Below are 21,533 nucleotides of genomic sequence, written 5' to 3'. Positions count from 1 at the left end.
CGATTCAGGCTTCGTTTGCGAAAGAGCCTGACTTCTTCAACAGCCTGCTAGTGGTCTGCGCCTGACGAAGAGTCCGATCTGGGATTCCGCTTGGCCAGCGTGCATGCGAGGCTGTGGCATGCGCACTGGCATTTCCATCACTCTTACCCCCTCCGACCGGCAGCGCCTTGAGGCTGTCGCCAGCAACCGGAACACGGCTCAGAAACACGTCTGGCGGGCAGTTATCGTGCTGCTGAGCGCCGATGGCGTCTGCACCACCGAGATCATGCGCCGGACCGGCACCTCTAAGACCTGCGTCTGGCGCTGGCAGGAGCGCTTCATGCAGGAAGGTGTCGACGGCCTGCTGCGCGACAAGACTCGCCCCTCCCGGATCAAGCCGCTTGGCCCTGATATGGCCGAGCGGGTAGTCAACCTGACGCTTTCTGACCCACCGGTCGAGGCAACCCACTGGACCGCCGCCATGATGGCTAGGGAGAGTGGCATCAGCGCCAGTGCCGTACGGCGCATTTGGCGAGCCCATGGTCTCCAGCCGCATCGCTATCGCCAGTTCAAGCTCTCCAACGATCCCAAGTTTGGCGAGAAGCTCAGAGACGTGGTCGGGCTCTACGTCGATCCACCCGCTCATGCCATCGTTCTCTCTGTTGATGAGAAGAGCCAGATCCAGGCGCTCGACCGCACCCAACCCGGACTGCCGCTCAAGAAGGGCCGCCTCGGGACCATGACGCACGACTACAAGCGCCATGGCACCACCACGCTGTTTGCCGCCCTGAACGTGCTCGATGGCACCGTCATTGGGCGCAACATGCAGCGTCACCGGCATCAGGAGTTCATCCGCTTCCTGAACACCATTGAAGCCCAGGTGCCAGTGGATAAAGCCGTGCACGTCATCCTCGACAACTATGCGGCTCACAAGCACCCGAAGGTCCGCGCCTGGCTCGACCGCCACAAGCGCTTCACCTTCCACTTTATCCCGACATCCTGCTCGTGGCTCAATGCCGTTGAAGGCTTCTTCGCCAAGCTGACCCGCCAGCGGCTCAAGCGCGGCGTCTTCCGTTCGGTGGTCGATCTTCAGGAGGCCATCAACCGGTACGTCGCTGAAACCAATGCGCGTCCCAAGCCTTTCACCTGGACGGCTGATCCGGATGAAATCATCGCTGCCGTTAGGCGTGGGCACCAAGCGTTAGATTCCATCCCTAGCGCCAGTCGTCGAGCACGAAGACGCCGGCGCGACTGTAACCTGGCTCATTGGGCCTGTGCATCGTGACCCCTTGGATTTCGGTTCGAAAGCCACGCCCGACCAAGTGCCGGTACGCCTCGTGGCGGGCCATGTTCACCCCGGCCAGCAGCTTGGGCATCCCCTCCGCTACGGCAAGCGCCTCGCAGGCATGCAGCAAGCTGTCGAAGGTCTCCCCAGCCGCCGATCCTGGACGCACGGTCCCGAATTTGATGAAGCAAGCACCGTCGCCTGCTTCGCTGCGCGGCCCATGGTGGCACACGGCGAAACCGTCCAAGCCCGCACCCGCCATATCGCCGAGCAGGACCGTCTCCCCAAGCTCCTGCGCCTCTACGGCCTGGATTTCCGCCCCCAGGTCGAGCCCGTCGTAAAGGGCGCCGGTCAGGTCACGGCAGGACTTCAGGCATTCCACTCTCTGCTCCTCTGTCAGATCGGAATACCGCGACCAGCGCACCGGCTCGGTCTGGTTGTGACGGACCGGCGCCGACATGATGGCCGTGAGGAAACGAGCCCAGTAGCCGTACTTCTGGTACAGGCCCACGTGCTTGGCGCTCTGGGCGAAGGTGAACAGGCCTGCATGCCGCGTGCCCCATTCATCGAAGCTCGCCGTGACGGCCTCGACGAGCCGCGCGCCGATGCCCCGGTCCCAAAGGTCGGGGCGGATCGTCAACGGTCCGAAGAAGCCGACGCTGCCCCAGCGGGTTGCGAAGTTAGAGCCCACCAGTTCACCGCCCACCTCCGCGGCGAAGGCGGCGACGTAGGGCGCCTGCCAGCGGCCGCGTACGTAGTCGCGGTCGGACCAGAACGTCTCTGGTTCGGGTGCTCCCAAGAAGGTGCCAAAGGCCAGCCGGAAAATTCTTTCGGCTTCCGGCAGATCGGTCTCGGCCAGCGCGCGGATGGCTACGCTCGGTGCAGCCGTTCCCATATCGCCCTCCCTGGTTCGCTAAGGTATGCAGCGCCCGATGCGCTGCCCAAGGGCGCTGCGGTCGGGCTGTATTCTACTCTTCTCCAGAGGAATAGTCACATCGCATGGGAGATGTCGGCCACCGGATCGGTCCTCTGGCGTTTGGTACCATCCGTCAGGCTTCTGCCACTAGGTGCGGCTACGCGGCACATTCTCCCCTATCCGAGTAGCAACCCGTCGCATGGCAGCGTCGATATTGGCGAGAGAAGTCGCACGGTCCTCGACCGGCAGATAGGTCAGATCGATATCGACCGACAGGCGCGGAAGGTCTCTGACCAAGAGATTGATGGCGGTACCACCCTTCAATGCGAATACAGCCTCCTCAGCGACGAGTGGCAGAACTCGAACGAGGAGGGTGACTTGCGCCCGGTAAGCCTCAGACACCGGCATCGAGTGTCTCCGGCACGGTGATCTGATATTTGCTTTCCAGCCGACCGCCGACGACGATCTGACGCTTGCCGCGACCAAGCTCGATACGCTTAATGGCGGATAAATCACGAGCGTAGCGCACTACCTCATCGTCAAAACAATAGCAGGCACCCGACGAGCAGCCCGCGATGGCAGAGACGCCTTAGAACGCGTGCGTTGGAACGATGACTGAGGCGGCAAGCGCGGAGCCGCTGCCGGATACCTCATCATGAGGTTGGAGCCTGTCACAGCTTGGCGCAGGCTGGCCCGGCGATGCGAACTCAGGGAATTGGATGCAGGGAAGAGCGGCACGATCGGCTGAGTACCCGCTTGCCGATCAGCGGTGAGGCTGCAATGGGTAGCCATCGCGACTCATCTGATCCCGGCCATCACACCGAGCGCACCCAAGCGGTCTCATCGATGGGTGTATCTGGCCGAAGGACGGCTTCGCCTCGATCGCCTTCGACGCAACGGCGCATCACGACTTTCTTCCCCTGACGGCTGCGCCGTCATTCCTCGCGAAGCAACAAAGTCGTCCCGCGCCGTCCTCCGCTGGCGCTTCGGCCCAAGGGTGCGCCGGCGATCGCCTCCGGCCTGTCGATCACCATCGAGACCGCAATGGTGCGGGCTCGAGACAGATAGGATCAAGGAGAACTACAATGGCTACTATCGGCACCTTCAAGAAGTCCGGCAACAACGAGTTCACTGGCGAAATCGTCACGCTCAGCGTCCAGGCCCGCGGCGTCCGCATCGTCCCCGAAAACCGCGCCAGCGGTGAAAACGCTCCCAGCCACCGGGTCTTCGTCGGCCGAGCAGAGATCGGCGCTGCCTGGGCCAAGCAGTCCAATGAGGGCCGCAACTATCTGGGCCTCAAGCTCGACGATCCGAGCTTCACCGCCCCGATCTTCGCAAACCTCTTCGACGACGAAGACGGTGAGGGCTACAGCCTGATCTGGTCCCGCTCGAGCCGCCGCAACGCGGAATAGGAGGCAAACGATAGGTTCCGCCCGGGCCAACCGGGCGGAACCTCAAGTGACCAATCGGAGTGGTACGGCGCACCGCGCGATGTCAGCACAGCATCGCGTGCTGCTCTTTGAGACTCCTCCAACGGCGAGGCGACATCTGTAAGGTCGCATCTTGAGGAAGTGCAAATCATGATCGAACCGTTCGACGACACCGCTCCCACGGGGGACGAACTCACAGACTATGATCGCAGCCACGCTAAGCTCTACATGCGCTTGTTCGACGCCGATGCCGACGGTGCTGATTGGCGTGAGGTGGTCAAAATTCTCTTCGGGATCGACCCGGCAAAGGAGCCGCATCGCGCTCGAGATGTCTACGATACCCACTTGGCGCGGGCGCGCTGGATGACGCGCACTGGCTACCGCCACCTTCTGCGCCAAACTGACACCTAGCGAATATTTCCAGGGTGATGCTGAAAGAGCATCACGCGATGCGTCTTCAGGGTCTTCCGCCAGTCACCAGAGCCGGGAATCGATTCGTGCACAACTTGCAGTTTTAGCGAGGAGCTGCCCGATGAAGCCCGACACGTCGCTTTGGCGAGACAACAGCCGCTACGAGTTCTTCGACGACCTGCCAATCGAAGGCCTCGCCTGGGAATGTCTGCGCCGCTCAGACTCTTATCAGCGGCATTATCTGGCGCTTGTGCGTGAGGGAACTGAGAGGGATCCCTACCCAACCGAAGCACAGAAACGCTGGGGGTTGCGATTTCGCGGCCCGACCCGATTTGTCCGCATTGACGCAAGACGTTCTGTGGTCACCTCTTGCCAACCCCGCGGTGGTGACCCTCATGGCGTCGCCAGATTTCCTGTCACGCGAAACTTCCACAGCGCCCGTTGAGCTTGGCAAACATCACGAGAGCCCACAGGGATTTCATGCCATCCGCGATAGTGGGATCGCGACACAGCTTCTCCTCCTTCCCGGAAGCGCTGCGAGCCGTTCGCTCACGGCCTTGATCCCGCTCGATTCCCAAACGCTCGGACGGGTCGAGGCTCTGGTCCGGTTCTGGCGCTCCTGTCACAGGCGACCCGTGCCGCCGGATACACGAATGACGATTCAGCAGAGGCGTCGCCTGCGCCTGATGATGCAGGCCGCCGACGGTCGCAAGAACGGCGCCAGCTACCGTGAAATCGCGACTGCTTTCTATGGGGCAGGACGTGTTGCCTCCAACCCGTGGAAAACCTCCTCCCTTCGCGACACCGTGATTGGTCTCGTCAAGGGCGGCGGAGCCATGATTTCCGGCGGTTATCTGCAACTCTTGCGCCACCGCAAGCGGGCCTAGCGCCCGGGGTGGCAATATCAGGCCCCCCAATCTTCCCCATCCCCCACGAAGCCGCCTTTCCGCCACCGTGATCGCCGTCCGCCGCTAAGCGCCAGCGGTTCACCAGAGCTCCACGGAGGCCCGACAAGATGCGACCTGATCCAGCCGTTTTGCCGCCGCGCTTTCTGCGCACCAAGGAAGCCGCCGAGTTCCTCAGTCTGTCTTCTCGCACGCTCGAAAAACACCGCACTTACGGCACGGGTCCCGCCTACCGCAAACTTGGCGGCCGCGTCGTCTATGCCGTTGACGACCTCCAGGCCTGGGCTCAGCGCGGCGCGGTGACTTCGAGGCCTGGGCTCAGCGCGGCGCGGTGACTTCGACTTCTGACCCTCGTGGCGCTGTGCTTCCCGCCAAGCGCCATCCGCCGGCGGCTTTCACGCCGAGCGGACGCTACGGGCGCTGAGCTGCGCTCAATCTGTGCAAAGAGCGCCGCGGATCCAACATACCGGCGCCAATCATCAATCACGCATCGCGGTTGCTTTCCGCAAGACCAGGAGACAGGCCAATGGGCACTGTCGTTGATTTCCGTTCAGGCCGATCGGCGCCAGGCGCTATTGCCGGCGAAGGCTTAACTGATGTCGAGCTGACCTGGGTCGAGAAAAAGATCGAGTACTGGATCCGCTTCGGTTCGGTCGCTCGGGAGAAGGTACTCGATCAGCGTCGGCGCATCGTCTCGTTTCGTCCCGGTGACGTCTTCGCCTTCGTCCGATGGGCAGCGAACGACTACGACACGATCATCTGCCGCGTCGATATCGTGCGCGCGGTCGCCGAGGGCGAAGCCCATCAGACACTGCCGTTCGTGCGGCCCGGCGGTGACATTCTGCTCACGGCTCAAGGCTGGTCCAAGGTCGAGCGCGTGCTGCAGACGATCGATGGCATCGAGCAACTCGGCATCGCTCCGGGAGCCGTCTCGCCCGATCACTGGCGGCACGTCCACAACCGAATGACGGTTGGGCAGGAGCCTCGTACCTATACGCTGGATCTCCACCGGGCCTACCTCCTGCGTCGGCGGGTCCAGCCATGATGCGGCCGCCGATTGTCCTCGTGACGGCACTGGCGACCATGGGAGCGCTCTGCCCGGTTCTCAAGCGTGTCCCGCCGAAGTTCATCTGGAACGCATCGGCCAGCGCACCGATCGGTCTCTATCGGATCGATGCCAGGGGCACGTTTGGAGCCGATGACCTCGTCGCCGTCCAGCCGCCTGATACGCTTAAAACGTTCTTGGCTGACCGCGGTTACCTGCCGAAGGGCGTGCTGCTCATGAAGCATATCCTCGCAGTCTCCGGTCACACCGTTTGCCGGAACAAGTTCACGATTTCGGTCGATGGCAGTGACGTGGGCGTTGCGCTTGAACACGATCGCGCCGGCCGCGGCCTGCCGAGCTGGCAGGGCTGTCTACGCATCCCGGTCGGTGCCGTTTTCCTCATGAACCGCCAGGTCCGCGACAGCCTCGATGGCCGCTACTTCGGCCTCGTCTCCACCGATCACGTAATTGGCCGCGCGGTCCCGCTGTGGACCGACGAGCAGGGCGACGGCCGCTTCCAATGGCGCGCTTCAGCGCCGTGAGCGCGCCACCGGCGGCACCCTTTGTGCCGTCCAATCGTCACCGGGCACATCAAAGACAGGAGAAAGCACATGCCACAGATCGGAGAATTCATCCGCCACCAGACCGGGTATTCGGGGCGAATTCGCACGCTCAGCCTCAACCTTGAGGTCGCAATTGTCGCAGCAGAAGCGAGTGATGCAGACAATGCGCCCGACTATCGTGTGCATGCTGGTGGCGAAGATGGCATCGAAATTGGCGCCGGTTGGAAACACTCCAGCGAGAAGGCCGGCGAGTTCGTATCGCTGCAGCTAGACGACCCGACTTTCGCGCAGCCAATCCGCGCTTATCTGTTTCAGAACGGCGACGACAAGAAGTCCTGGTCTTTGCAATGGTCTCGTCAGCGCGACCGCGCCGAGAAGGACTAAGCGATGTCGGCGCGCCATCGGCCGACGAGCCAAGCGGGAACTTACGCGTTGCCTCGCGCGATCTGGCGCTCGGCTCTCATTCTGTTTGGCGCGCTTTGCATCACTTGCGTGGTTCCCGCCGCTGCGCCGGCGCACAGCCCGCCTGCCGTCATGCCGTCGGCGCCCAATCGTTACGAGGCTCACATCGCGGAAGCGGCGAAGCGCTTCCGCCTTCCGCCGACCTGGATTCGCGCCGTCCTTAGCACCGAGAGTGCAGGCGACCAACGCGCCACATCGCGCAAGGGCGCCATGGGGCTGATGCAGATCGTACCCAACACCTGGTCCGACCTGCGCGTTCGGTACCGACTCGGCGCCGATCCCTACGACCCGCACGACAATATCATCGCGGGCTCAGCCTATATCCGCGAGTTGGTTGATCGCTTCGGATCGCCCGGCTGGATTGCCGCCTATAATGCTGGCCCCGGACGCTACGAGGCATCGTTGCAAGGGCGGCGGCTGCCTGCAGAGACACGAGCCTATATAGCCACCGTTGCGTCGGCCATTGGCAACGACGGCACAACGAAAGCCATCAGCCGGGCAACTTTCTCGCCGTTTGGCTGGAGGCACTCGGAGATCTTTGCCGCGCGGCCGAACGGCAATCCGGCCGGCCATTTGATGCGACCGGGGCGTTCACCCGGTGACACCTCAATGTCCGTGACAAAGGACGAACCGCCTAACGTAGCATCGCCGTCAACTGGCCTGTTCGTGCCCAAAGCGAGTGCGAGGTCCACGCGATGAGGCGTATGGGCACCCTTTGCATCATTTCGTACTGCGGCGAGCCCTGGCGAGCGGAGCGGACAGGTACAGGCGCCACGACCGAGGGATGGCAAGATAAAAGGGCGCACATTGTGCCTCGGTCGAGCGGTAGCGTTTGTCTGGCTTTCGGGATCGCTCCGCACATTGTTGCCCCTTGGCACAATGTGCGCCAATGGCCCAAACCCTTATGTTTGGGCGCTCCTGGCCACATTGCGGGACAATGCCATGGCCGATGAGCGCGAGTTTCGCATTCGGCCCGGCCGCATCCGCTCGACCCGCGCCCAGCAGGCGCGGCCCTTCATCGCGCAGGCGCTGGCGGCGGCGAAAAAAGCTGGCGGTGGCGTCTCGCGCTCGGGAAAAGTCGTTTCCGGCAACCGCTCCCGGTTTGGTCACGGTCAGCGCGCTAGCATCCAGGCCAATCGCCTTATCACCTCGCGATCGCGCGGTGCGGTCCTAAAGGCTCGCGTTGTCCGTCGTACCGCGAGCGCTGCCTCATTCGCCACGCATCTCAATTATCTGCGCCGGGAGGGCGTGACCCGGGACGGAGAGAAGGCAGGGTTATTCGGGCCGCAGACGGGGGACGCTGACGGCGCGGCCTTCGCGGCGCGCGCCAAGGATGATCGGCACCATTTCCGTTTCATCGTCTCTCCCGACGACGCCCTCGAGATGGCGGACCTCAAATCCTTTACACGCGATCTGGTTGGGCGGATGGAAAAGGACCTCGGCACGCGGCTCGACTGGGTCGCGGCCGATCACTGGAACACCGAGCATCCGCACGTTCATCTGATCGTGCGCGGCGTGCGCAACGACGGCCAGGACCTGGTCATCTCGCGCGACTACATCAAGGAAGGAATGCGCGACCGGGCTCGCGACCTGATCACGCAGGAACTGGGTCCGCGCACAGATCTCGACATCCGCCGCTCGCTCGAAAGCCAGATCCAGTCCGAACGCTGGACCCAGCTCGATCGCCAGTTACTTCGCGACAGCCGCGACACCGGCGTCATCGATTTAGCCCCACGCCCTCATAGCCATCCCGACGAATATCATGCGCTCAAGATCGGTCGTCTGCGAAAGCTTGAAGCGCTGGGTCTCGCCGACCAGGTCGGCCCGGGCCAATGGGTCCTCGACGACCAGGCCGAAGCGACGTTGCGCGAGCTGGGCGAGCGCGGCGACATCATAAAGCGCATGCATCGCGCATTGACCGAGCGAGGCATCGAGCGGGGTTCGGCCAGTTATGTGTTGGCCGCCGAAAGTCTCGACACACCCATTGTCGGCCGGCTGGTCGATCGCGGGCTCGACGACGAGCTAAGCGGAACGGCCTACGCGGTTGTCGACGGCATTGACGGACGTACCCATCACATCAGACTTTCCGCTCTGGATAACGCCGGCGACGGCCCGCCGGGATCGATCGTCGAACTGCGCAGATTCGATGATGAGCGCGGCCAACGTCAGGTCACGCTTGCGGTTCGATCCGATCTCGGCGTGGATGAACAGGTTGCGGCACCGGGTGCGACCTGGCTCGACCGCCAGGCAATCGCTGGCGAGCCTGCCGCACTGGCCGAGGGTGGCTTCGGCGCCGAAGTCCGTGATGCCTTAAACCGCCGGGCTGAACATCTGCTCAATCAAAGGCTCGCAGAGCGGCAAGGCAACAGGATCGTCTTCACCGCCAACCTGATCGATACGCTGCGCCGCCGCGAACTGGAGATGATTGGCGACAAGCTCGCGGCCGACAGCGGACGGCCCTTCAACCGTGCCGCCAGCGGCGACTACGTCGCCGGCGCCTATCGCCAGCGCTTGTCGCTAGCGTCCGGTCGTTTCGCCATGATCGACGACGGCCTTGGCTTCCAGCTGGTTCCCTGGATGCCCTCCCTCGAAAAGCATCTCGGCCAGTACGTCTCCGGCGTCGCTCGTGGTGACGGCGGCGTCGACTGGAGCTTTGCTCGCAAACGCGGGCTCGGTCTCTGACAGTTTTAAAGAAAGGACCATCTCCATGTCCGCCACGAAAATCCTCTGGGGCCAGATCCTCACTGTCTTCCTGATCGTCCTGTTGACGACCTGGACGGCGACGCAATGGACCGCATGGCGGCTTGGCTTCCAGGCCCAACTCGGACCGACCTGGTTCGAAGTCGGCGGCTTGCCCGTCTACTATCCTCCCGCGCTTTTCTGGTGGTGGTACTTCTACGATGCCTACGCGCCGGCTGTCTTCGTGGAAGGCGGACTGATCGCCGTGTCCGGGGGCTTCCTTTCGATGATCGTTGCAATCGGCATGTCGGTTTGGCGGGCCCGTGAGGTCAAGAACGTCTACACCTATGGTTCGGCGCGATGGGCCGACAAGGAGGAGGTCGAGGCTGCCGGCCTGCTCGGCGCCGACGGGGTGGTGCTCGGGCGCTATGAGCGCCACTACCTTCGCCACGATGGGCCGGAGCATGTGCTGTGCTTCGCCCCGACCCGGTCCGGCAAGGGCGTCGGCCTGGTGGTGCCTTCGTTACTGACCTGGCCGGGCTCGGCGATTGTCCACGATATCAAAGGCGAAAATTGGCAAATCACCGCCGGGTTCCGTGCTCTGCACGGACGTGTCCTGCTCTTTGATCCCACGAATTCGAAATCGTCCGCCTACAATCCCTTGCTGGAAGTCCGTCGCGGCGAATGGGAAGTCCGCGACGTGCAGAACATCGCCGACATTCTGGTCGATCCGGAAGGAAGCCTCGAGAAGCGCAATCACTGGGAAAAAACCAGCCACGCGCTGCTGGTCGGCGCGATCCTTCACGTCCTCTATGCCGAGACAGACAAGACACTCGCCGGCGTCGCCGCCTTCCTCTCCGATCCGAAACGACCGATCGAGTCCACGCTGGCAGCAATGATGAAGACCGCCCATCTCGGCGAGGTAGGCCCGCACCCCGTCATCGCCAGTGCGGCGCGTGAACTGCTCAACAAATCCGACAACGAACGATCGGGCGTGCTCTCCACCGCGATGTCCTTCCTCGGCCTCTATCGCGACCCCGTCGTGGCCGAGGTGACGAGGCGCTGCGATTGGCGGATCAGCGACATCGTGGGCGTCAAGCAACCAGCGACGCTCTACCTGGTCGTGCCGCCCTCGGACATCAATCGGACCAAGCCGCTCATTCGCCTTATCCTCAACCAGATTGGGCGTCGCCTGACCGAGGACCTTCAGGCCAAGACTCATCGGCATCGGCTTCTGCTCATGCTCGACGAGTTTCCTGCGCTCGGCCGCCTCGACTTCTTCGAGACTGCATTGGCGTTCATGGCCGGCTATGGGCTGAAGAGCTTCCTGATCGCGCAGTCGCTTAACCAGATCGAGAAGGCCTACGGCCCGAACAACTCCATCCTCGACAATTGTCATGTGCGGGTGAGCTTCGCCACGAATGATGAAAGGACCGCCAAACGTGTGTCTGACGCGCTCGGCACTGCAACCGAGATGCGGGCGATGAAGAACTATGCTGGCCACCGGCTTTCGCCCTGGCTCGGACATTTGATGGTGTCGCGGCAAGAGACCGCCCGCCAGTTGCTGACGCCTGGCGAGATCATGCAGCTTCCGCCGACCGACGAGATCGTCATGGTGGCGGGGGCACCGCCGATCAGGGCGAAGAAGGCACGCTACTACGAAGATGCCCGCTTGCGCGATCGCGTCCTGCCGCCACCCGAACTGAGCCGATCCGAACAGACCCATCCTGACGATTGGAGCCACCTGTCCTCGCTGGTTCGCACTGAGATCGCCGAAACTCCCGGCACGTCTAGGCAGGACGATGGAGATCCAACCGAGTCGGAGCAACGCCAACAACCCGAACTGAACCGCGTGCGGCCGCTCGAGAAAACGGCTCCAATCGAGAATGAGTTCGAATTCGACGCGGCCGACGAGGCTGATGATGATGCAGTCCGCAATCGACGCATGGCGCGGCTCATGCAGAGGGTCGCCCGGCAGGTTTCTCTCGATCCCAATGATGGCATGGGGTTGTAGCCGCCATGGCCGATCGCAAGAAGAAAGTGCAGATCTCCGTCTATCTCGATCCGACCATCATGAAGATGCTTGCGGACTTTGCAGCGCGGCGGGAACAATCCCAATCCATGATCGCAGAGGCCGCGATCGCCTCGTTCCTGTCGCCGGATGCCGACGAACGTCGCGAGGCTGCTATCGCCAAACGCCTCGATCAGGTTGATCGCCGCCTCGCCCGGCAGGAGCGCGATATCGGCATCACGGTCGAGACTTTGGCGGTGTTCGTGCGGTTCTGGCTCGCGACCACACCAGCCTTGCCGGAACCTGCGGCCCAGGCGGCTCGCGCCAAGGCGGCTGAACGCTATGAGGCCTTCGTCGCGGCCTTGGGCAGGCGTTTGGCCAAGGGACCGAAACTGCGGCAGGAGATATCGGAGGATATCGATCCAGTTGACGACAAGGGAATGCCGTCCCCAGCCGGAATGTAGGCACTTGTTCGCGCCAGCTGCTCATCGGCCTGATGGCGAGCTCCCTGGTGCTAGACATCTTCCGCCTGCCGTTCGCCCGCCAGTGGGTGCCTAACCGGCGGGGAGTGTCGGCCGAGGACGACGCGCAAGCTCGGCGGTCCGGCACAGCCGCGCAGACGCACAAAACGCTTTCGAGAGTTTTCAAACTGGACACGACCGCCATGCTACCATGGCTACCGCCCTATGGCGCCAGGAAGGATGGGCTTGGCGTCGCGTGCACCGGCTCGGAACGAGCGCAGCCGTCACGCCTGATGCCGCCATGATCGATCAGGCGGGCTATCACGGCGCGCCGTGCGTGATACGGCGTCAGTGTGTGGTCGGCATCCGGCAGCGAGACCCTGGTCACGCCGCGAATGCTGCCGAGCCGCTCTTCCTCCGACCCAAAATGGCGGGCGATCTCCTTCAGGCTCAGGTCGCCTTCCGAGGTCACCAGGAGAACCCGCACGCCCCGGCCGCAAAGGTCGCGCATCCAGCGTTCCACCCGCCGCTGTCCCAATAGAGCGGCCGGATGCAGCATCGACACCGTGGACTTGATCGCCTCGAGCCCGCGTCGGACGATCAGCCGGACCTGGCGCGAAGCGATCCCGCGCCATGTCGGGACGTCCGGCTCGCGGCTCTCCTGCATGGCGGCGGCGTTGTGCCCGAGCACGGCCTTGGAAGCCTCGTAATTCTTCCAGACCGCCATCTCCAGCGCGTAGGAACTGTTCCAGGCGAAGCAGAGCGGGTTGATCATGGTCAGCGTCCGCACCCGCCGATCAGCCCGTGCGGTGTGAAAAGCCTGGAATGCGCCGGCGCAGGTGCCGACCAAGCCGACAGCGGGGTAGCCGGCTCGTTCCATCCAGTCGATCGCACGGCTGACATCATGGCGCGTACGCCCGTCATAGAGGAACAGGCGTCCTTCCTCGGTCTGATCGCTGAGACCAAGTCCGGGCAGGTCGATGCGCAGCGACGCTGCGCCTTCCGCCGCCAGATCCCGCCCCGCTTCCACCGTGCCGCGCGCCCAGCCGACATGCGGCACGCCACCTGCATTGAGGAAGATCACCGGCTCGGCCGCGGCCTGGCGCCCGCGCGGCTGGCAAAGCACGCCGCAGATCATCGGCTCCGGTCCGATCAGGACGGGCTTTTCCGTGTAGTGCGGACCGTCCAGAATCTCTGACGCATCGTGCGGCATGGCCTTTCCTGCGACCGCTTCGCCGGCATGGTCGGTCATCCAGGCCGCGCAACGATCGAGAGCGGCGGCCGGAATCCGGTTGGCTGTCGGGTCGCACATCAAGAGAGGATAGCCATCGAATTCGGCCGTGGTGATATCCGCAGCGCCCGCCCCTGGCCCATGAATTTCGTCGGCGGCAAGCGGCTTGCCGTTTGTAAGCACCAGCATCGGCAAGGATGGAAGGCTTGCCGCGGCATGCCGCCAGTCGAGCGCCGAAAGATCGGCCAGCGTCTCATGCGAAATCCGGAAGCCGGCGGCCTCGCGCCCCTCGGTGAAAGGCCCTTCGCCCGCCGAACGGCTGGCCAGTGGCGCGTCGATCATGCGCGACATGGCTGTGATCTCGCGGACATAGGCCTTGCCGGAAGTCGGTGGCGCGAGCAACACGAGACCGGCCACGTCGTCGCGTCCAGCCGCCGCCAGCGGCGCCAGCAGAGCACCGAGCCGGAAGCCGACCAAAATGACGTCGGCCACGCCGCAATCCCGCTTCAGCCGATCGATCGCAGCGCCTATGCTCTCCGTCCACGATCGCACCTGACCTGGCGTTGAATGATCCCCGGCGGCATTTCCACAGCCGGGATAGTCGAACTGCAGCGTCGGCAGATCGTTTTCGGCCAACTTGTCAGCCAGCAGCCTTAGAAAACGCCGGCTGCACAGGTCCTCGTGGCCATGCGCCCCGGCGATGACGACGCCCCGGCCGCGCCGCCCGGTGCCCTTGCCTTCATGAAGCCAGCCGATCGTGCGGGCGAAGACTATCCCCCTCATGCCGTGCTCCCGGCGGGCTGCAACGCTCGCATGATCTCTGCCCCGATTTCTGCATTGTCCGCTTGCGGCGCATCGTAGGCCACGTCGCGATCGCCATTCAGCGCCGTCACGATGCCGGCCGGCGTGGCCGAGGCCGGCCCATCCAGGCCAATTTCCTTCGCCGCGCCCGGCATCAGGTGGAAGCCGTTCTCGCGCGGGAGAAACAGCCCGTCCTTGACGGCGACGTGATAAGCGGCGCGCCTGCAGGCGAGCCGCAGGCGCCAACCATCTTCTGCGCGCAGCAACCGTGCCGACAGGCCGACATCGCGTCGCGCGATCATGGCGCCGGGAAGCACGTGAAAGGCTTCGGCCAGGATCTCGCCGTCGTGGCCTTCCAGCCGTGCCAGGGTTACCTCATGGCCCGCCGGGCCGAAGCGATAGGCATAAGACAGGTCGAAGAAGGCGCCGAGCAGCGAGAACGCTGACAGGGACTGCGCCCCGCGCGCTTGCAGGGTGACCGGCTGGCGCGCCGTAACCACCGGGGTGAGGCCATCGCGCAGGCAGGCAAGCGACAGCGTCGCCTCGACGGCCTTTGCCCTGTCATTGACGAGATGGACGCCCAGTCCGTTGACGCCCTCGTCGCTCAGCGTCAGCCTGAGCGGCGCGAAGGCGCGCCTGAGCGCATGCCAGACCGATTTCGGCCGTCCAGTGGAATCGACGATGCCCCACCCTGCGCCCGGGCGCAGATCCTTCCAGAAAAACAGCAGCGCACCCGCCGTCGGCGAGGCCGGTCTGCGCCATTCATCGATCGTGCGCTCAACCACTTCGGCGGTGACGGCGCGCGAGAGGTCGAGGTAGCGCGCCGGATCTTCCATGCGCAGGCGACGCGCATCGACGCCGAACAGCGTTTCGAGATAATGCTCGCGCACGTCCTCGAAATCCCACGACGCACCTGCATCGCGTGGCACGCCGTCTTTCCAGCGCGGATCGTGGCCGGGCGGAACGGGCAGATGCCCATCCAGCGTCGCCTGTTCCGGCACGTTAGCGAAGGCGAGGCACTCGCTGGCGAAACGCACTTCCGCGCGGCGCGCATCCTCCAGCGGCCGGCAATAGGCGCCGACGCCATAATAATGCGTCGGGCCGCCGTCTGCGGCGAAGGGCAAACTGCCGCCAGAGGGCGACGAGGACACCAGCGCGAGATCGGGCAGGATCGCCTGCGCGGCTGGACGCACGACCGCGTCGAACCAGGGTGTCGGATCCATCGCCGCCGGCATGCCGAGCATCGCAGCCTGCTGCGCCACCTCGCTGCCGCCGCACAGCACCGCCAGCGACGGCGAATGCCGAAGCCGCTTCAACAGGTTTTCCACCTCGCGCGATAGCGCGGCCCGCCAGGCATCGCTTTTCGCCGGATAGTCGAAATTGGCGAGCATCAGGTCCTGCCAGACGAGAATGCCCATCTCGTCGCACAACTCGTGGAAAGCATCGCCCTCGTAGGCGAAGGTGCCGCCGACCCGCAGCATGTTGATGCCGGCTCGGCGTACGAGGTCGAGGTCGGGCTCGATTTCGGCCCGCCCGCACGGCAGCCGCACAGGATCGGAGGGCGTCCAGACCGCGCCGCGGCAGAACACCGGCACGCCGTTGACGACCAGGCGGAAATCGCGTCCGTCGGCGCCGCGATCGAGCTCGATGCGGCGGAACCCGACCCGGCCCAACCGGCTGCGCACCGCGCCGAGTGTCGCCATCACTTCGTGCAACACCGGCTCGACATGACTGTTCGGCCACCATGGGGCGACATCGGCAATGTCCAATTCTGCCGTCAGCCGGGTGGATGTCTCGACCTTGAGGCGCGCGCGCACTCCAGCGCAACTGACATGTGCCGTTTGGGCATCGTCGAAGGGTTCAGCGAGGGTGATCGCAACGGCAAGATGCCCGGTCGTACCGTCGAGCTCGGTGCGCATGTCGGTATCGAGGATGCGCTGCCCGCCATTTTCGCGGATCAACTTGACGGGACGCCACGGCCCGACGACATCGAAGTTCGGACACCAGCCCGGCATGTGGCCAATCAGGGTCGTGCGCACCAGCCGCAGGCGCTGATCGTCGATCATGCGAGGACGCCAGCGGGCGCGTGGACCGGTCGCCGTTTCCAGATGGCGGTCGAGACTGCGAAAGACGATGGCAAGCCGCTCGCCACCTGAAAGGATTACCGCGGCTTCATGGCGCTCGAACATCGAGGTCGAGGTGAGCAGCAGCCGGTCGTCAAGCCAGACCTCGGCGATAGTCGCCAGACCCTCGAACACCAGCCGCACCGGACCGGTCGCATCGAGCCCGCGGCTGTACCAGACATCGCGGTCGTGCAGCGGGGTTGGCTGCTTGCGGTCCCAGCGGCCATGCTTTTCCAGCGTGCCGGCCGCCGTGCCGGGACAGGCCGCGTCCAGCCATTCGGCGCTTGCGTCGATATCATCCGGCGAAGCCCAGGCGCCGGCCGCCGAGACGGCCATCCGCCAACCCCGGTCCAGCAATCCGGCTGTGCCGACGGTCGACACCGTGGCGTCCATTCGCACACCTATGCTCAAATGCGCCTCGGCCGCCCTAGGCCGCCTTGGAGGCGACGCCCGCCATGCGGGCGTCCAGCACGTCCATCACCGTTTCGTAGGCCTGTGCCATCGGCGTGATTGCCTCGGCCAAACCGTCGAAACGCTGCCGCGCCATCGCGCGGGCGAGCTTGAACTGCATGACCTTGGCGCCGTCGGCAATGTCGCCGGCGGCTTGCGCCGCTTCCGCCAGGCAGGTTTCGCCGTGCTGCCCCAGCCATTCGAGATGGCTGCCGAGGAGTTCGAAATTTGCGCCGACCTGCCGCAGCGTGTTGAAGGCATAGGTATGGAAATAGTCAGGCGAGCGCGTCGCCAGCGTTTCAGCGTGTCGCCCGAACGCGGCAGCATAGGCGCTAAGCGGATTGCGCTTCGGCCGCCGCTTCAGGTGAAGCGCGAGCAGCGCCGCCGCGGTCCCGACCGCGTCACGGGCCGGGCGCGTGGCGTCGAGCTTCACGAATTCCGCGTAAGGAAACAGCGGCAGGTCGCCGGCCGACACACCATCCCGTTGGCCGAAGATGCCGTCGTAATCATCCCCCTCGAGCGCGAAGTAGCCGTCATTGTGGAAGTAGCGCATCTGCCGCCCGTCGGGATCGAGCGCGTTGATGCCGACAGTGGTCTTGGAATGGCCGCTGCGATAGGTGATGCCTTTGGTGTCGGGCAGGTAGAAGGCGTCGACCTCGACCAGCGGCAGCCGGCCGAGCTCGACTTGTGCCAGCACATGGGTCTCCAGCCGGTCGAAGATCGCCAGTTCCTGGATGTCCAGTCCCGCCAGCCTCTGCAGGTCGGCGGTCGGGAACTTGAAGAACGTGAACTGATCGCCCTCGAAATCCTGCGCCACGGTGAAGCCGAGCGCCGCGACCGGATCGTGGCCGGTCGCGTGCAGGACCTCGATCAGGAGATCGACATAGCAGTTGGTCTGCGGCCAGCGCCTTTTCGGATCATGCAGCCAGTGCGGCCGGTAGCTGGCCGGATCGAGGCCGGCGATAGCTGTCAGCATGTCACACGCTCCACAGCACGTCACGGACCGCCGCCGGCCAGGCGTCCGCGTCCGGGCCGTGATGGCGGAATAGCGCCAGCGCCACACGCTCCAGCCCGAAGCCGACGCAGGCCGAATGGCAGAACTCCCCGTCGGCGAACTTCAGGCCCCAGGTCTGGCCGAAATGGTCCTGGTGATAATTGAAGCTCAAACAGGCGGTCGGCTTCTCGATGCTGGTCACCGGGATCAGCAGCTCGAATTTCAGGCCCTGGTCGCGCTGGTTGTTGGCCATCATCTTGCCGCCGCGGCCGAAGAACGGATCGTTGGCAAGATCGACCTCGCAGGGCAGATCGAGCGACTCGATCATCGCCCTGCCGCGCTTCAGCCAGCTTTCGCGGAACGAGCGCACCTGCTCGGCCGTGCCGATCTTGACGAACTCGCGCATGCGGAAGAGCTGCATGCGCGCGGGGTCTTTCGACGGCTCGTGGCGGAAGCAGTAGGAGGAGAGCTCGAAAAGCAGGCCCTGCGCCGGCACCGGGCCGCGCGCGGCGATGGTGGGATAGAGCGGATAGCAGGCGGCCGGCGTCAGCGCGACTTCCGTCGCCTTCTGCAGTTCCGTCCAGTCCCCGCCATCCGCCATCATGCCGAGCAGCTGCGCATGCTCCCGCTCGCTTCCCATGAAGGAATGCACACAGCCGGCAAGCTGCGGAAAGCTCTTCATGTAGCCGCTCTTCTCCAGCGTCGCGCGGCTCATGCCCGGCGGAAAATGGATGCGGGTAGCCTTGTCGGGCGCGCCGAGCCGGGTGACGAGACGCTCGAACCGCTCGATCACTTCCTCGAATGCGCCCGAGCGGCCATAAAGGCCGTCGATGCCGGATTCGAACAGGATGCCGTTCTCGAACAGGCTGTCGAGCAGCGACTTGGAGTCGAATGTCTTGGCGTCCATCTCAGCTCCCCAGGCCGGTGTCGAAGCGGCTCATCAGCATGAGCGTCGCTGTATTGGAAAGGATGCGGTCGTTGGAGATCATCACCGGCGCCGAGGTCACATCGCGCAAGTGCCGGCCGACGCTGAACGGCGTACCGTTCTTGTAGCCAAGGATGCCGTTGACCAGGATGGCCAGACGCACCACGGCGCCGGCCTTCTCGCTGGCCGCGACCTTCAGCGCGTTGATCTCGGCGGCGAAGCCGATCGAAGACAGCGCGTCATCGTCACCCGCGGCCGCTTCGAAGCGGTGAATAGCGGCCGTTAGGTGCCCTTTCATCTCCTGCAAAAGGGCTGCCGCCTCGGCCAGCCTCAGCGCGCCCGGAGGCATGGCGTCGGGCTGCTTGCGCGCCGCCGCCTTGACGAAGGCCTGCGCCCGATTGAAGGCGTCGGCGGCGATGCCGAACCAGGTCGCCGCCCAGAAGATGTGCGAGTTGGCCAGCATCGACTGCGCCGCGATCTCGGAAAACGGCTTCGGGAATATCTGTCTCGCGTCACCGGTGGCGACGAGATGAAAGCCGTCGGAGCAGGTGCCGCGCATGCCGAGCGTGTCCCACACAGACGTGCGTTCCAGCGTGCGGTTGCCATCGGCCGGTATCACCACCATCACCTGATCGGAGCTGGCCGTATCGGGCGCGCGCCGCGCCGTAGCGAGGATGGCGTCGGCATAGTTGCCGTAGGAGATGACGGTGGCTTCCTTGGTCAGCGCGAAGCGCCCGCCGGCGACCTCGACCGCGCAGATCGAATTGCGCAAATTGCCGCCGATGCCGGCCTCGGTCGTCGCCGAAGCCATCACAAGCTGCTCGTCGGCGATGCGCCGCATATAGGCGCGGTGCCAGTCGCTGGCGCCGCCGTGCGTGACGAAGCTCGACGTCTTGATCTGGTGCATGGCATAGATCATGGCGCTCGAGCCGCAGGCCTGGCCGAGTTGGACGATGAGGTCGGCGATCTGCATCGTGCCGAGCCCCTCGCCGCCATGCTCGATCGGGATCGCCACGCCGAGCAGGCGCTCGCGCTTCAGCGCCTCGATCGTCTCTGTCGGGAAACGGCCTTCCTTATCGACGGGATCGGCGTGGCCGGCGGCGATCTCGGCGACGCGGCGCATGCGTTCGGTTGCGGCTTCCGGCGCTTCCGTGAGCGGGGCCACCTCTATCTTTCTGAACACGTTCATGGCTACGCCGCCTTGCGCGTCAATTGCGAAACGGCGTCTGCGATGCTGGCCAGCGAAGAGAAGGTGCGCCGCGTCAGCATCGTCTCGGGGAATTCGATGTCGAACTCCTCTTCGAGCGCCAGCATCATCTGCACCGAGGCGAAGGAGGTCAGCCCCGCGTCGTAGAGATTGGCGTCGTCGGCAAGCGCGCCGAAATTCAGCGGAATCATCGGATGCTGCTCGAGCAGCGAGCGAATCTGGTCGATCATGAGGCCCCACCCTTGCGTTTGCATGCTGTGCAGGCGGCTATATCGCAGAAGCAGCGCAACCGTGGCGTTAACGCCGCCGGTCAGTTTCAACCATGCCTAAGGATCGGTAACGGACCGCAGTACAATTTGACGGCTTTCGGATACGACGGAAATAAACGAGAACAAGAGCCGTCGGCCGTCAAGAGCCATGACGGAAACCTATCGCGGCTGTTGCGCTCCCCCTGGCAGGACAAGCGCGCCTTCGTCAGGTGTCGAATATTCAAAACCGATAAAGAAAGCCGCGAGAATCAACAGGCAGATGACCGCAACCACTGCCACTGTGGTTCTGGACGAGGATCTAGGCGGTTTGGGATCCTGCAGCATCGATCATGCCGTTCGCATCCATCGATTGATCGCACCGGCCGGGTGGCCGAAATCCGTCTTCGTTGCCTTCTGGGGTGGCCTCCTGGCCAGCGGCCCCGTCGAACCGCGCGAGCAGGTCTTATAACGTGAAGCGGCAACCTATGTCCCAGATTACCAGAAAGCGGAATTTCTCGCACTATTCTTGGTAAGGCGCCTGCTGCTGTGACGCTGCCTGCCAGTGGATATGACTTTGACGAGACAACCGCCTATCTTACCTCGATATTAGGATAGCAGGCGCGGCACTGGAGCGAGGATGCAGACATGAAGGTGATTTCGAGCGCAGGCTTGCCGCCGATCCTGGTGCTCGCCTTGGCTTTTGTCGCCGGCTGCTCGTCGACCGTCGCGTCGACCGATCCAGGGAAATACGACAAGATGAGCTGCGCCGAGCTCAACAGCGCGCTCGGCGACACCGCCACCGACATCTCGCGAACCGCCATCAGCCGCGGCAAAGTCGCCAACACCAGCGTGCCGAGCTGGCTGCTCGGCGGCGAGCGCGTCAAGACGGTGGTGGCTAACCGCGACACGGCGAAGATCGAGCGGCTGCAGCAACAGCAGCAAGCAATTGTCGCCGCGAGGAAGCAAAAGTGTTGATCCTGTGAACTGAGCTCGGCACCTACATGCATGGATAGCGGGCATCGGCAGCCGAGTTCAGCCCGCTTCAATCCTCGTCGACAAGTTGATCGACAGGTACCTCAAGAGCTCGCGACAGGCGCAGCCACAGGGCGACATCCCCGCCCCGCTTGCCGTGTTCAACCGCCGAAAGCATGTTCTGCGAAATGCCAACTTCCGCCGCAAGCGCTGCCTGCGTTTTTCCTTTTCTGGCCCGCCAGAAAGCGAGCGGCGATACTGCGTTGACGAAAGCCAGCGCCTCCTCGGCGGTAAAACCGGGGGCCTCGCCGGCACGATAGCTTGCCACTTCACGGGCACGCGCGGCGCGGTCCTGTAGCGCATCAAGCTCGGCGCGTGGCAAGACAGCCATTTCGTCACCCTTGGGCGTGGTGAAATAATGAATGCTCATTGTCG

Annotated in this window: 22 protein-coding genes and 2 pseudogenes; 14 read left to right on the top strand and 10 right to left on the bottom strand. The window is 64.1% G+C overall.

Features of this window, described 5'->3' with window-relative positions:
* The first annotated feature begins 118 nt into the window (after window positions 1-118).
* A complete protein-coding gene (locus AU465_RS03775) occupies window positions 119-1,264 on the top strand; it encodes an IS630 family transposase (protein WP_246505844.1) in 1,146 nt (381 codons plus the stop codon).
* On the opposite strand, the gene AU465_RS03770 is transcribed toward AU465_RS03775, so the two are convergent.
* From AU465_RS03770 to AU465_RS03760, 3 genes and pseudogenes are all read right to left on the bottom strand, one after another.
* On the bottom strand, window positions 1,194-2,159 hold the full coding sequence (locus tag AU465_RS03770; protein ID WP_022716889.1) for a GNAT family N-acetyltransferase: 966 nt from the start codon (window positions 2,157-2,159) through the stop codon (window positions 1,194-1,196). The two genes, AU465_RS03775 and AU465_RS03770, sit on opposite strands and share 71 nt — an antisense overlap.
* Window positions 2,160-2,357: 198 nt before the next feature.
* A pseudogene (locus AU465_RS03765) lies at window positions 2,358-2,588 on the bottom strand (nucleotidyl transferase AbiEii/AbiGii toxin family protein); the annotation flags it as partial.
* The gene (locus AU465_RS03760; RefSeq protein ID WP_246505843.1) at window positions 2,575-2,709 is read right to left on the bottom strand and encodes a type IV toxin-antitoxin system AbiEi family antitoxin domain-containing protein; all 135 of its coding nucleotides are present in this window, start codon (window positions 2,707-2,709) and stop codon (window positions 2,575-2,577) included. The pseudogene AU465_RS03765 and the gene AU465_RS03760, both read right to left, overlap by 14 nt.
* A 556-nt stretch (window positions 2,710-3,265) precedes the next feature.
* On the opposite strand from AU465_RS03760, the gene AU465_RS03755 reads away from it, so the two are divergent.
* The 12 genes and pseudogenes from AU465_RS03755 to AU465_RS03705 all read left to right on the top strand — a co-directional run bounded on the left by AU465_RS03755 (window position 3,266) and on the right by AU465_RS03705 (window position 12,150).
* Window positions 3,266-3,592, top strand: coding sequence for a DUF736 domain-containing protein (locus AU465_RS03755; protein WP_192244161.1), 327 nt, complete (start codon window positions 3,266-3,268; stop codon window positions 3,590-3,592).
* Window positions 3,593-3,760: 168 nt separating this feature from the next.
* Window positions 3,761-4,021, top strand: coding sequence for a DNA -binding domain-containing protein (locus AU465_RS03750; protein WP_192244159.1), 261 nt, complete (start codon window positions 3,761-3,763; stop codon window positions 4,019-4,021).
* Between the two features lie 121 nt (window positions 4,022-4,142).
* Window positions 4,143-4,466 carry a transcriptional regulator domain-containing protein gene (locus AU465_RS36140; RefSeq protein ID WP_246505842.1) on the top strand — a complete coding sequence of 108 codons (324 nt, stop codon included), beginning with the start codon at window positions 4,143-4,145 and terminating at the stop codon, window positions 4,464-4,466.
* Window positions 4,417-4,908, top strand: coding sequence for a DUF2285 domain-containing protein (locus tag AU465_RS03745; protein WP_246505841.1), 492 nt, complete (start codon window positions 4,417-4,419; stop codon window positions 4,906-4,908). Before AU465_RS36140 ends, AU465_RS03745 begins: the two co-directional genes overlap by 50 nt.
* Before the next feature lie 128 nt (window positions 4,909-5,036).
* Window positions 5,037-5,350: pseudogene (locus AU465_RS03740) on the top strand (helix-turn-helix transcriptional regulator).
* 102 nt (window positions 5,351-5,452) lie between these two features.
* Window positions 5,453-5,971 (top strand): DUF2840 domain-containing protein, encoded by a 519-nt coding sequence (locus AU465_RS03735; RefSeq protein ID WP_192244155.1) that lies wholly within the window; start codon window positions 5,453-5,455, stop codon window positions 5,969-5,971.
* The gene (locus tag AU465_RS03730; protein WP_192244152.1) at window positions 5,968-6,513 is read left to right on the top strand and encodes a S26 family signal peptidase; all 546 of its coding nucleotides are present in this window, start codon (window positions 5,968-5,970) and stop codon (window positions 6,511-6,513) included. The genes AU465_RS03735 and AU465_RS03730 overlap by 4 nt, the downstream gene beginning before the upstream one ends.
* A 69-nt stretch (window positions 6,514-6,582) precedes the next feature.
* On the top strand, window positions 6,583-6,918 hold the full coding sequence (locus AU465_RS03725) for a DUF736 domain-containing protein (RefSeq protein ID WP_192244150.1): 336 nt from the start codon (window positions 6,583-6,585) through the stop codon (window positions 6,916-6,918).
* A 48-nt stretch (window positions 6,919-6,966) separates the two neighbouring features.
* Window positions 6,967-7,695 carry a lytic transglycosylase domain-containing protein gene (locus tag AU465_RS03720; protein WP_246505840.1) on the top strand — a complete coding sequence of 243 codons (729 nt, stop codon included), beginning with the start codon at window positions 6,967-6,969 and terminating at the stop codon, window positions 7,693-7,695.
* A 243-nt stretch (window positions 7,696-7,938) separates the two neighbouring features.
* The gene (locus AU465_RS03715) at window positions 7,939-9,678 is read left to right on the top strand and encodes a relaxase/mobilization nuclease domain-containing protein (protein WP_192244146.1); all 1,740 of its coding nucleotides are present in this window, start codon (window positions 7,939-7,941) and stop codon (window positions 9,676-9,678) included.
* A gap of 25 nt (window positions 9,679-9,703) precedes the next feature.
* Window positions 9,704-11,689: a conjugal transfer protein TraG gene (locus AU465_RS03710; RefSeq protein ID WP_192244144.1), complete on the top strand. Its 1,986-nt coding sequence runs from the start codon at window positions 9,704-9,706 to the stop codon at window positions 11,687-11,689.
* Between the two features lie 5 nt (window positions 11,690-11,694).
* On the top strand, window positions 11,695-12,150 hold the full coding sequence (locus tag AU465_RS03705) for a CopG family transcriptional regulator (RefSeq protein WP_192244142.1): 456 nt from the start codon (window positions 11,695-11,697) through the stop codon (window positions 12,148-12,150).
* 220 nt (window positions 12,151-12,370) lie between these two features.
* On the opposite strand, the gene AU465_RS03700 is transcribed toward AU465_RS03705, so the two are convergent.
* From AU465_RS03700 to AU465_RS03675, 6 genes are read right to left on the bottom strand one after another with little or no spacing between them, the layout of a single operon-like run.
* On the bottom strand, window positions 12,371-14,161 hold the full coding sequence (locus AU465_RS03700) for an alpha/beta fold hydrolase (RefSeq protein ID WP_192244140.1): 1,791 nt from the start codon (window positions 14,159-14,161) through the stop codon (window positions 12,371-12,373).
* Window positions 14,158-16,695, bottom strand: coding sequence for a glycoside hydrolase family 2 protein (locus tag AU465_RS03695; protein ID WP_246505839.1), 2,538 nt, complete (start codon window positions 16,693-16,695; stop codon window positions 14,158-14,160). Before AU465_RS03695 ends, AU465_RS03700 begins: the two co-directional genes overlap by 4 nt.
* 34 nt (window positions 16,696-16,729) lie before the next feature.
* Complete coding sequence (locus AU465_RS03690; protein ID WP_192244138.1) at window positions 16,730-17,728, bottom strand: DUF1839 family protein; 999 nt, start codon at window positions 17,726-17,728, stop codon at window positions 16,730-16,732.
* 1 nt (window position 17,729) lies between these two features.
* Window positions 17,730-18,653 carry an amino acid--[acyl-carrier-protein] ligase gene (locus AU465_RS03685; RefSeq protein ID WP_192244136.1) on the bottom strand — a complete coding sequence of 308 codons (924 nt, stop codon included), beginning with the start codon at window positions 18,651-18,653 and terminating at the stop codon, window positions 17,730-17,732.
* Between the two features lies 1 nt (window position 18,654).
* A complete protein-coding gene (locus AU465_RS03680) occupies window positions 18,655-19,860 on the bottom strand; it encodes an acyl-CoA dehydrogenase family protein (RefSeq protein WP_192244133.1) in 1,206 nt (401 codons plus the stop codon).
* Between the two features lie 2 nt (window positions 19,861-19,862).
* Window positions 19,863-20,108: an acyl carrier protein gene (locus tag AU465_RS03675; protein WP_066997751.1), complete on the bottom strand. Its 246-nt coding sequence runs from the start codon at window positions 20,106-20,108 to the stop codon at window positions 19,863-19,865.
* 663 nt (window positions 20,109-20,771) lie between these two features.
* Between AU465_RS03675 and AU465_RS03670 the strand changes: the two genes are divergently transcribed.
* On the top strand, window positions 20,772-21,101 hold the full coding sequence (locus AU465_RS03670) for a hypothetical protein (RefSeq protein WP_192244131.1): 330 nt from the start codon (window positions 20,772-20,774) through the stop codon (window positions 21,099-21,101).
* A gap of 67 nt (window positions 21,102-21,168) precedes the next feature.
* Here the strand turns inward: AU465_RS03670 and AU465_RS03665 are convergent, their stop codons facing one another.
* Window positions 21,169-21,528, bottom strand: a complete 360-nt coding sequence (locus AU465_RS03665) for a helix-turn-helix transcriptional regulator (protein ID WP_192244129.1) — start codon at window positions 21,526-21,528, stop codon at window positions 21,169-21,171.
* Window positions 21,529-21,533: the final 5 nt, after the last annotated feature.

The sequence above is a fragment of the Mesorhizobium silamurunense genome (assembly GCF_014843905.1).
Taxonomy (GTDB): Bacteria; Pseudomonadota; Alphaproteobacteria; order Rhizobiales; family Rhizobiaceae; genus Mesorhizobium; species Mesorhizobium silamurunense.
The sequence above is the reverse complement of the archived record's forward strand: the minus strand, read 5'-3'. Positions and strand labels throughout refer to the sequence as shown.

What these genes read in the sequence shown, in the direction of transcription:
- AU465_RS03775 (WP_246505844.1), top strand. Translation starts at nt 119, where the DNA reads ATGCGCACTGGCATTTCCATCACTCTTACCCCCTCCGACCGGCAGCGC.
- AU465_RS03770 (WP_022716889.1), bottom strand. Translation starts at nt 2,159, where the DNA reads ATGGGAACGGCTGCACCGAGCGTAGCCATCCGCGCGCTGGCCGAGACC.
- AU465_RS03755 (WP_192244161.1), top strand. Translation starts at nt 3,266, where the DNA reads ATGGCTACTATCGGCACCTTCAAGAAGTCCGGCAACAACGAGTTCACT.
- AU465_RS03750 (WP_192244159.1), top strand. Translation starts at nt 3,761, where the DNA reads ATGATCGAACCGTTCGACGACACCGCTCCCACGGGGGACGAACTCACA.
- AU465_RS36140 (WP_246505842.1), top strand. Translation starts at nt 4,143, where the DNA reads ATGAAGCCCGACACGTCGCTTTGGCGAGACAACAGCCGCTACGAGTTC.
- AU465_RS03745 (WP_246505841.1), top strand. Translation starts at nt 4,417, where the DNA reads ATGGCGTCGCCAGATTTCCTGTCACGCGAAACTTCCACAGCGCCCGTT.
- AU465_RS03735 (WP_192244155.1), top strand. Translation starts at nt 5,453, where the DNA reads ATGGGCACTGTCGTTGATTTCCGTTCAGGCCGATCGGCGCCAGGCGCT.
- AU465_RS03730 (WP_192244152.1), top strand. Translation starts at nt 5,968, where the DNA reads ATGATGCGGCCGCCGATTGTCCTCGTGACGGCACTGGCGACCATGGGA.
- AU465_RS03725 (WP_192244150.1), top strand. Translation starts at nt 6,583, where the DNA reads ATGCCACAGATCGGAGAATTCATCCGCCACCAGACCGGGTATTCGGGG.
- AU465_RS03715 (WP_192244146.1), top strand. Translation starts at nt 7,939, where the DNA reads ATGGCCGATGAGCGCGAGTTTCGCATTCGGCCCGGCCGCATCCGCTCG.
- AU465_RS03710 (WP_192244144.1), top strand. Translation starts at nt 9,704, where the DNA reads ATGTCCGCCACGAAAATCCTCTGGGGCCAGATCCTCACTGTCTTCCTG.
- AU465_RS03705 (WP_192244142.1), top strand. Translation starts at nt 11,695, where the DNA reads ATGGCCGATCGCAAGAAGAAAGTGCAGATCTCCGTCTATCTCGATCCG.
- AU465_RS03700 (WP_192244140.1), bottom strand. Translation starts at nt 14,161, where the DNA reads ATGAGGGGGATAGTCTTCGCCCGCACGATCGGCTGGCTTCATGAAGGC.
- AU465_RS03695 (WP_246505839.1), bottom strand. Translation starts at nt 16,695, where the DNA reads ATGGACGCCACGGTGTCGACCGTCGGCACAGCCGGATTGCTGGACCGG.
- AU465_RS03690 (WP_192244138.1), bottom strand. Translation starts at nt 17,728, where the DNA reads ATGCTGACAGCTATCGCCGGCCTCGATCCGGCCAGCTACCGGCCGCAC.
- AU465_RS03685 (WP_192244136.1), bottom strand. Translation starts at nt 18,653, where the DNA reads ATGGACGCCAAGACATTCGACTCCAAGTCGCTGCTCGACAGCCTGTTC.
- AU465_RS03680 (WP_192244133.1), bottom strand. Translation starts at nt 19,860, where the DNA reads ATGAACGTGTTCAGAAAGATAGAGGTGGCCCCGCTCACGGAAGCGCCG.
- AU465_RS03675 (WP_066997751.1), bottom strand. Translation starts at nt 20,108, where the DNA reads ATGATCGACCAGATTCGCTCGCTGCTCGAGCAGCATCCGATGATTCCG.
- AU465_RS03670 (WP_192244131.1), top strand. Translation starts at nt 20,772, where the DNA reads ATGAAGGTGATTTCGAGCGCAGGCTTGCCGCCGATCCTGGTGCTCGCC.
- AU465_RS03665 (WP_192244129.1), bottom strand. Translation starts at nt 21,528, where the DNA reads ATGAGCATTCATTATTTCACCACGCCCAAGGGTGACGAAATGGCTGTC.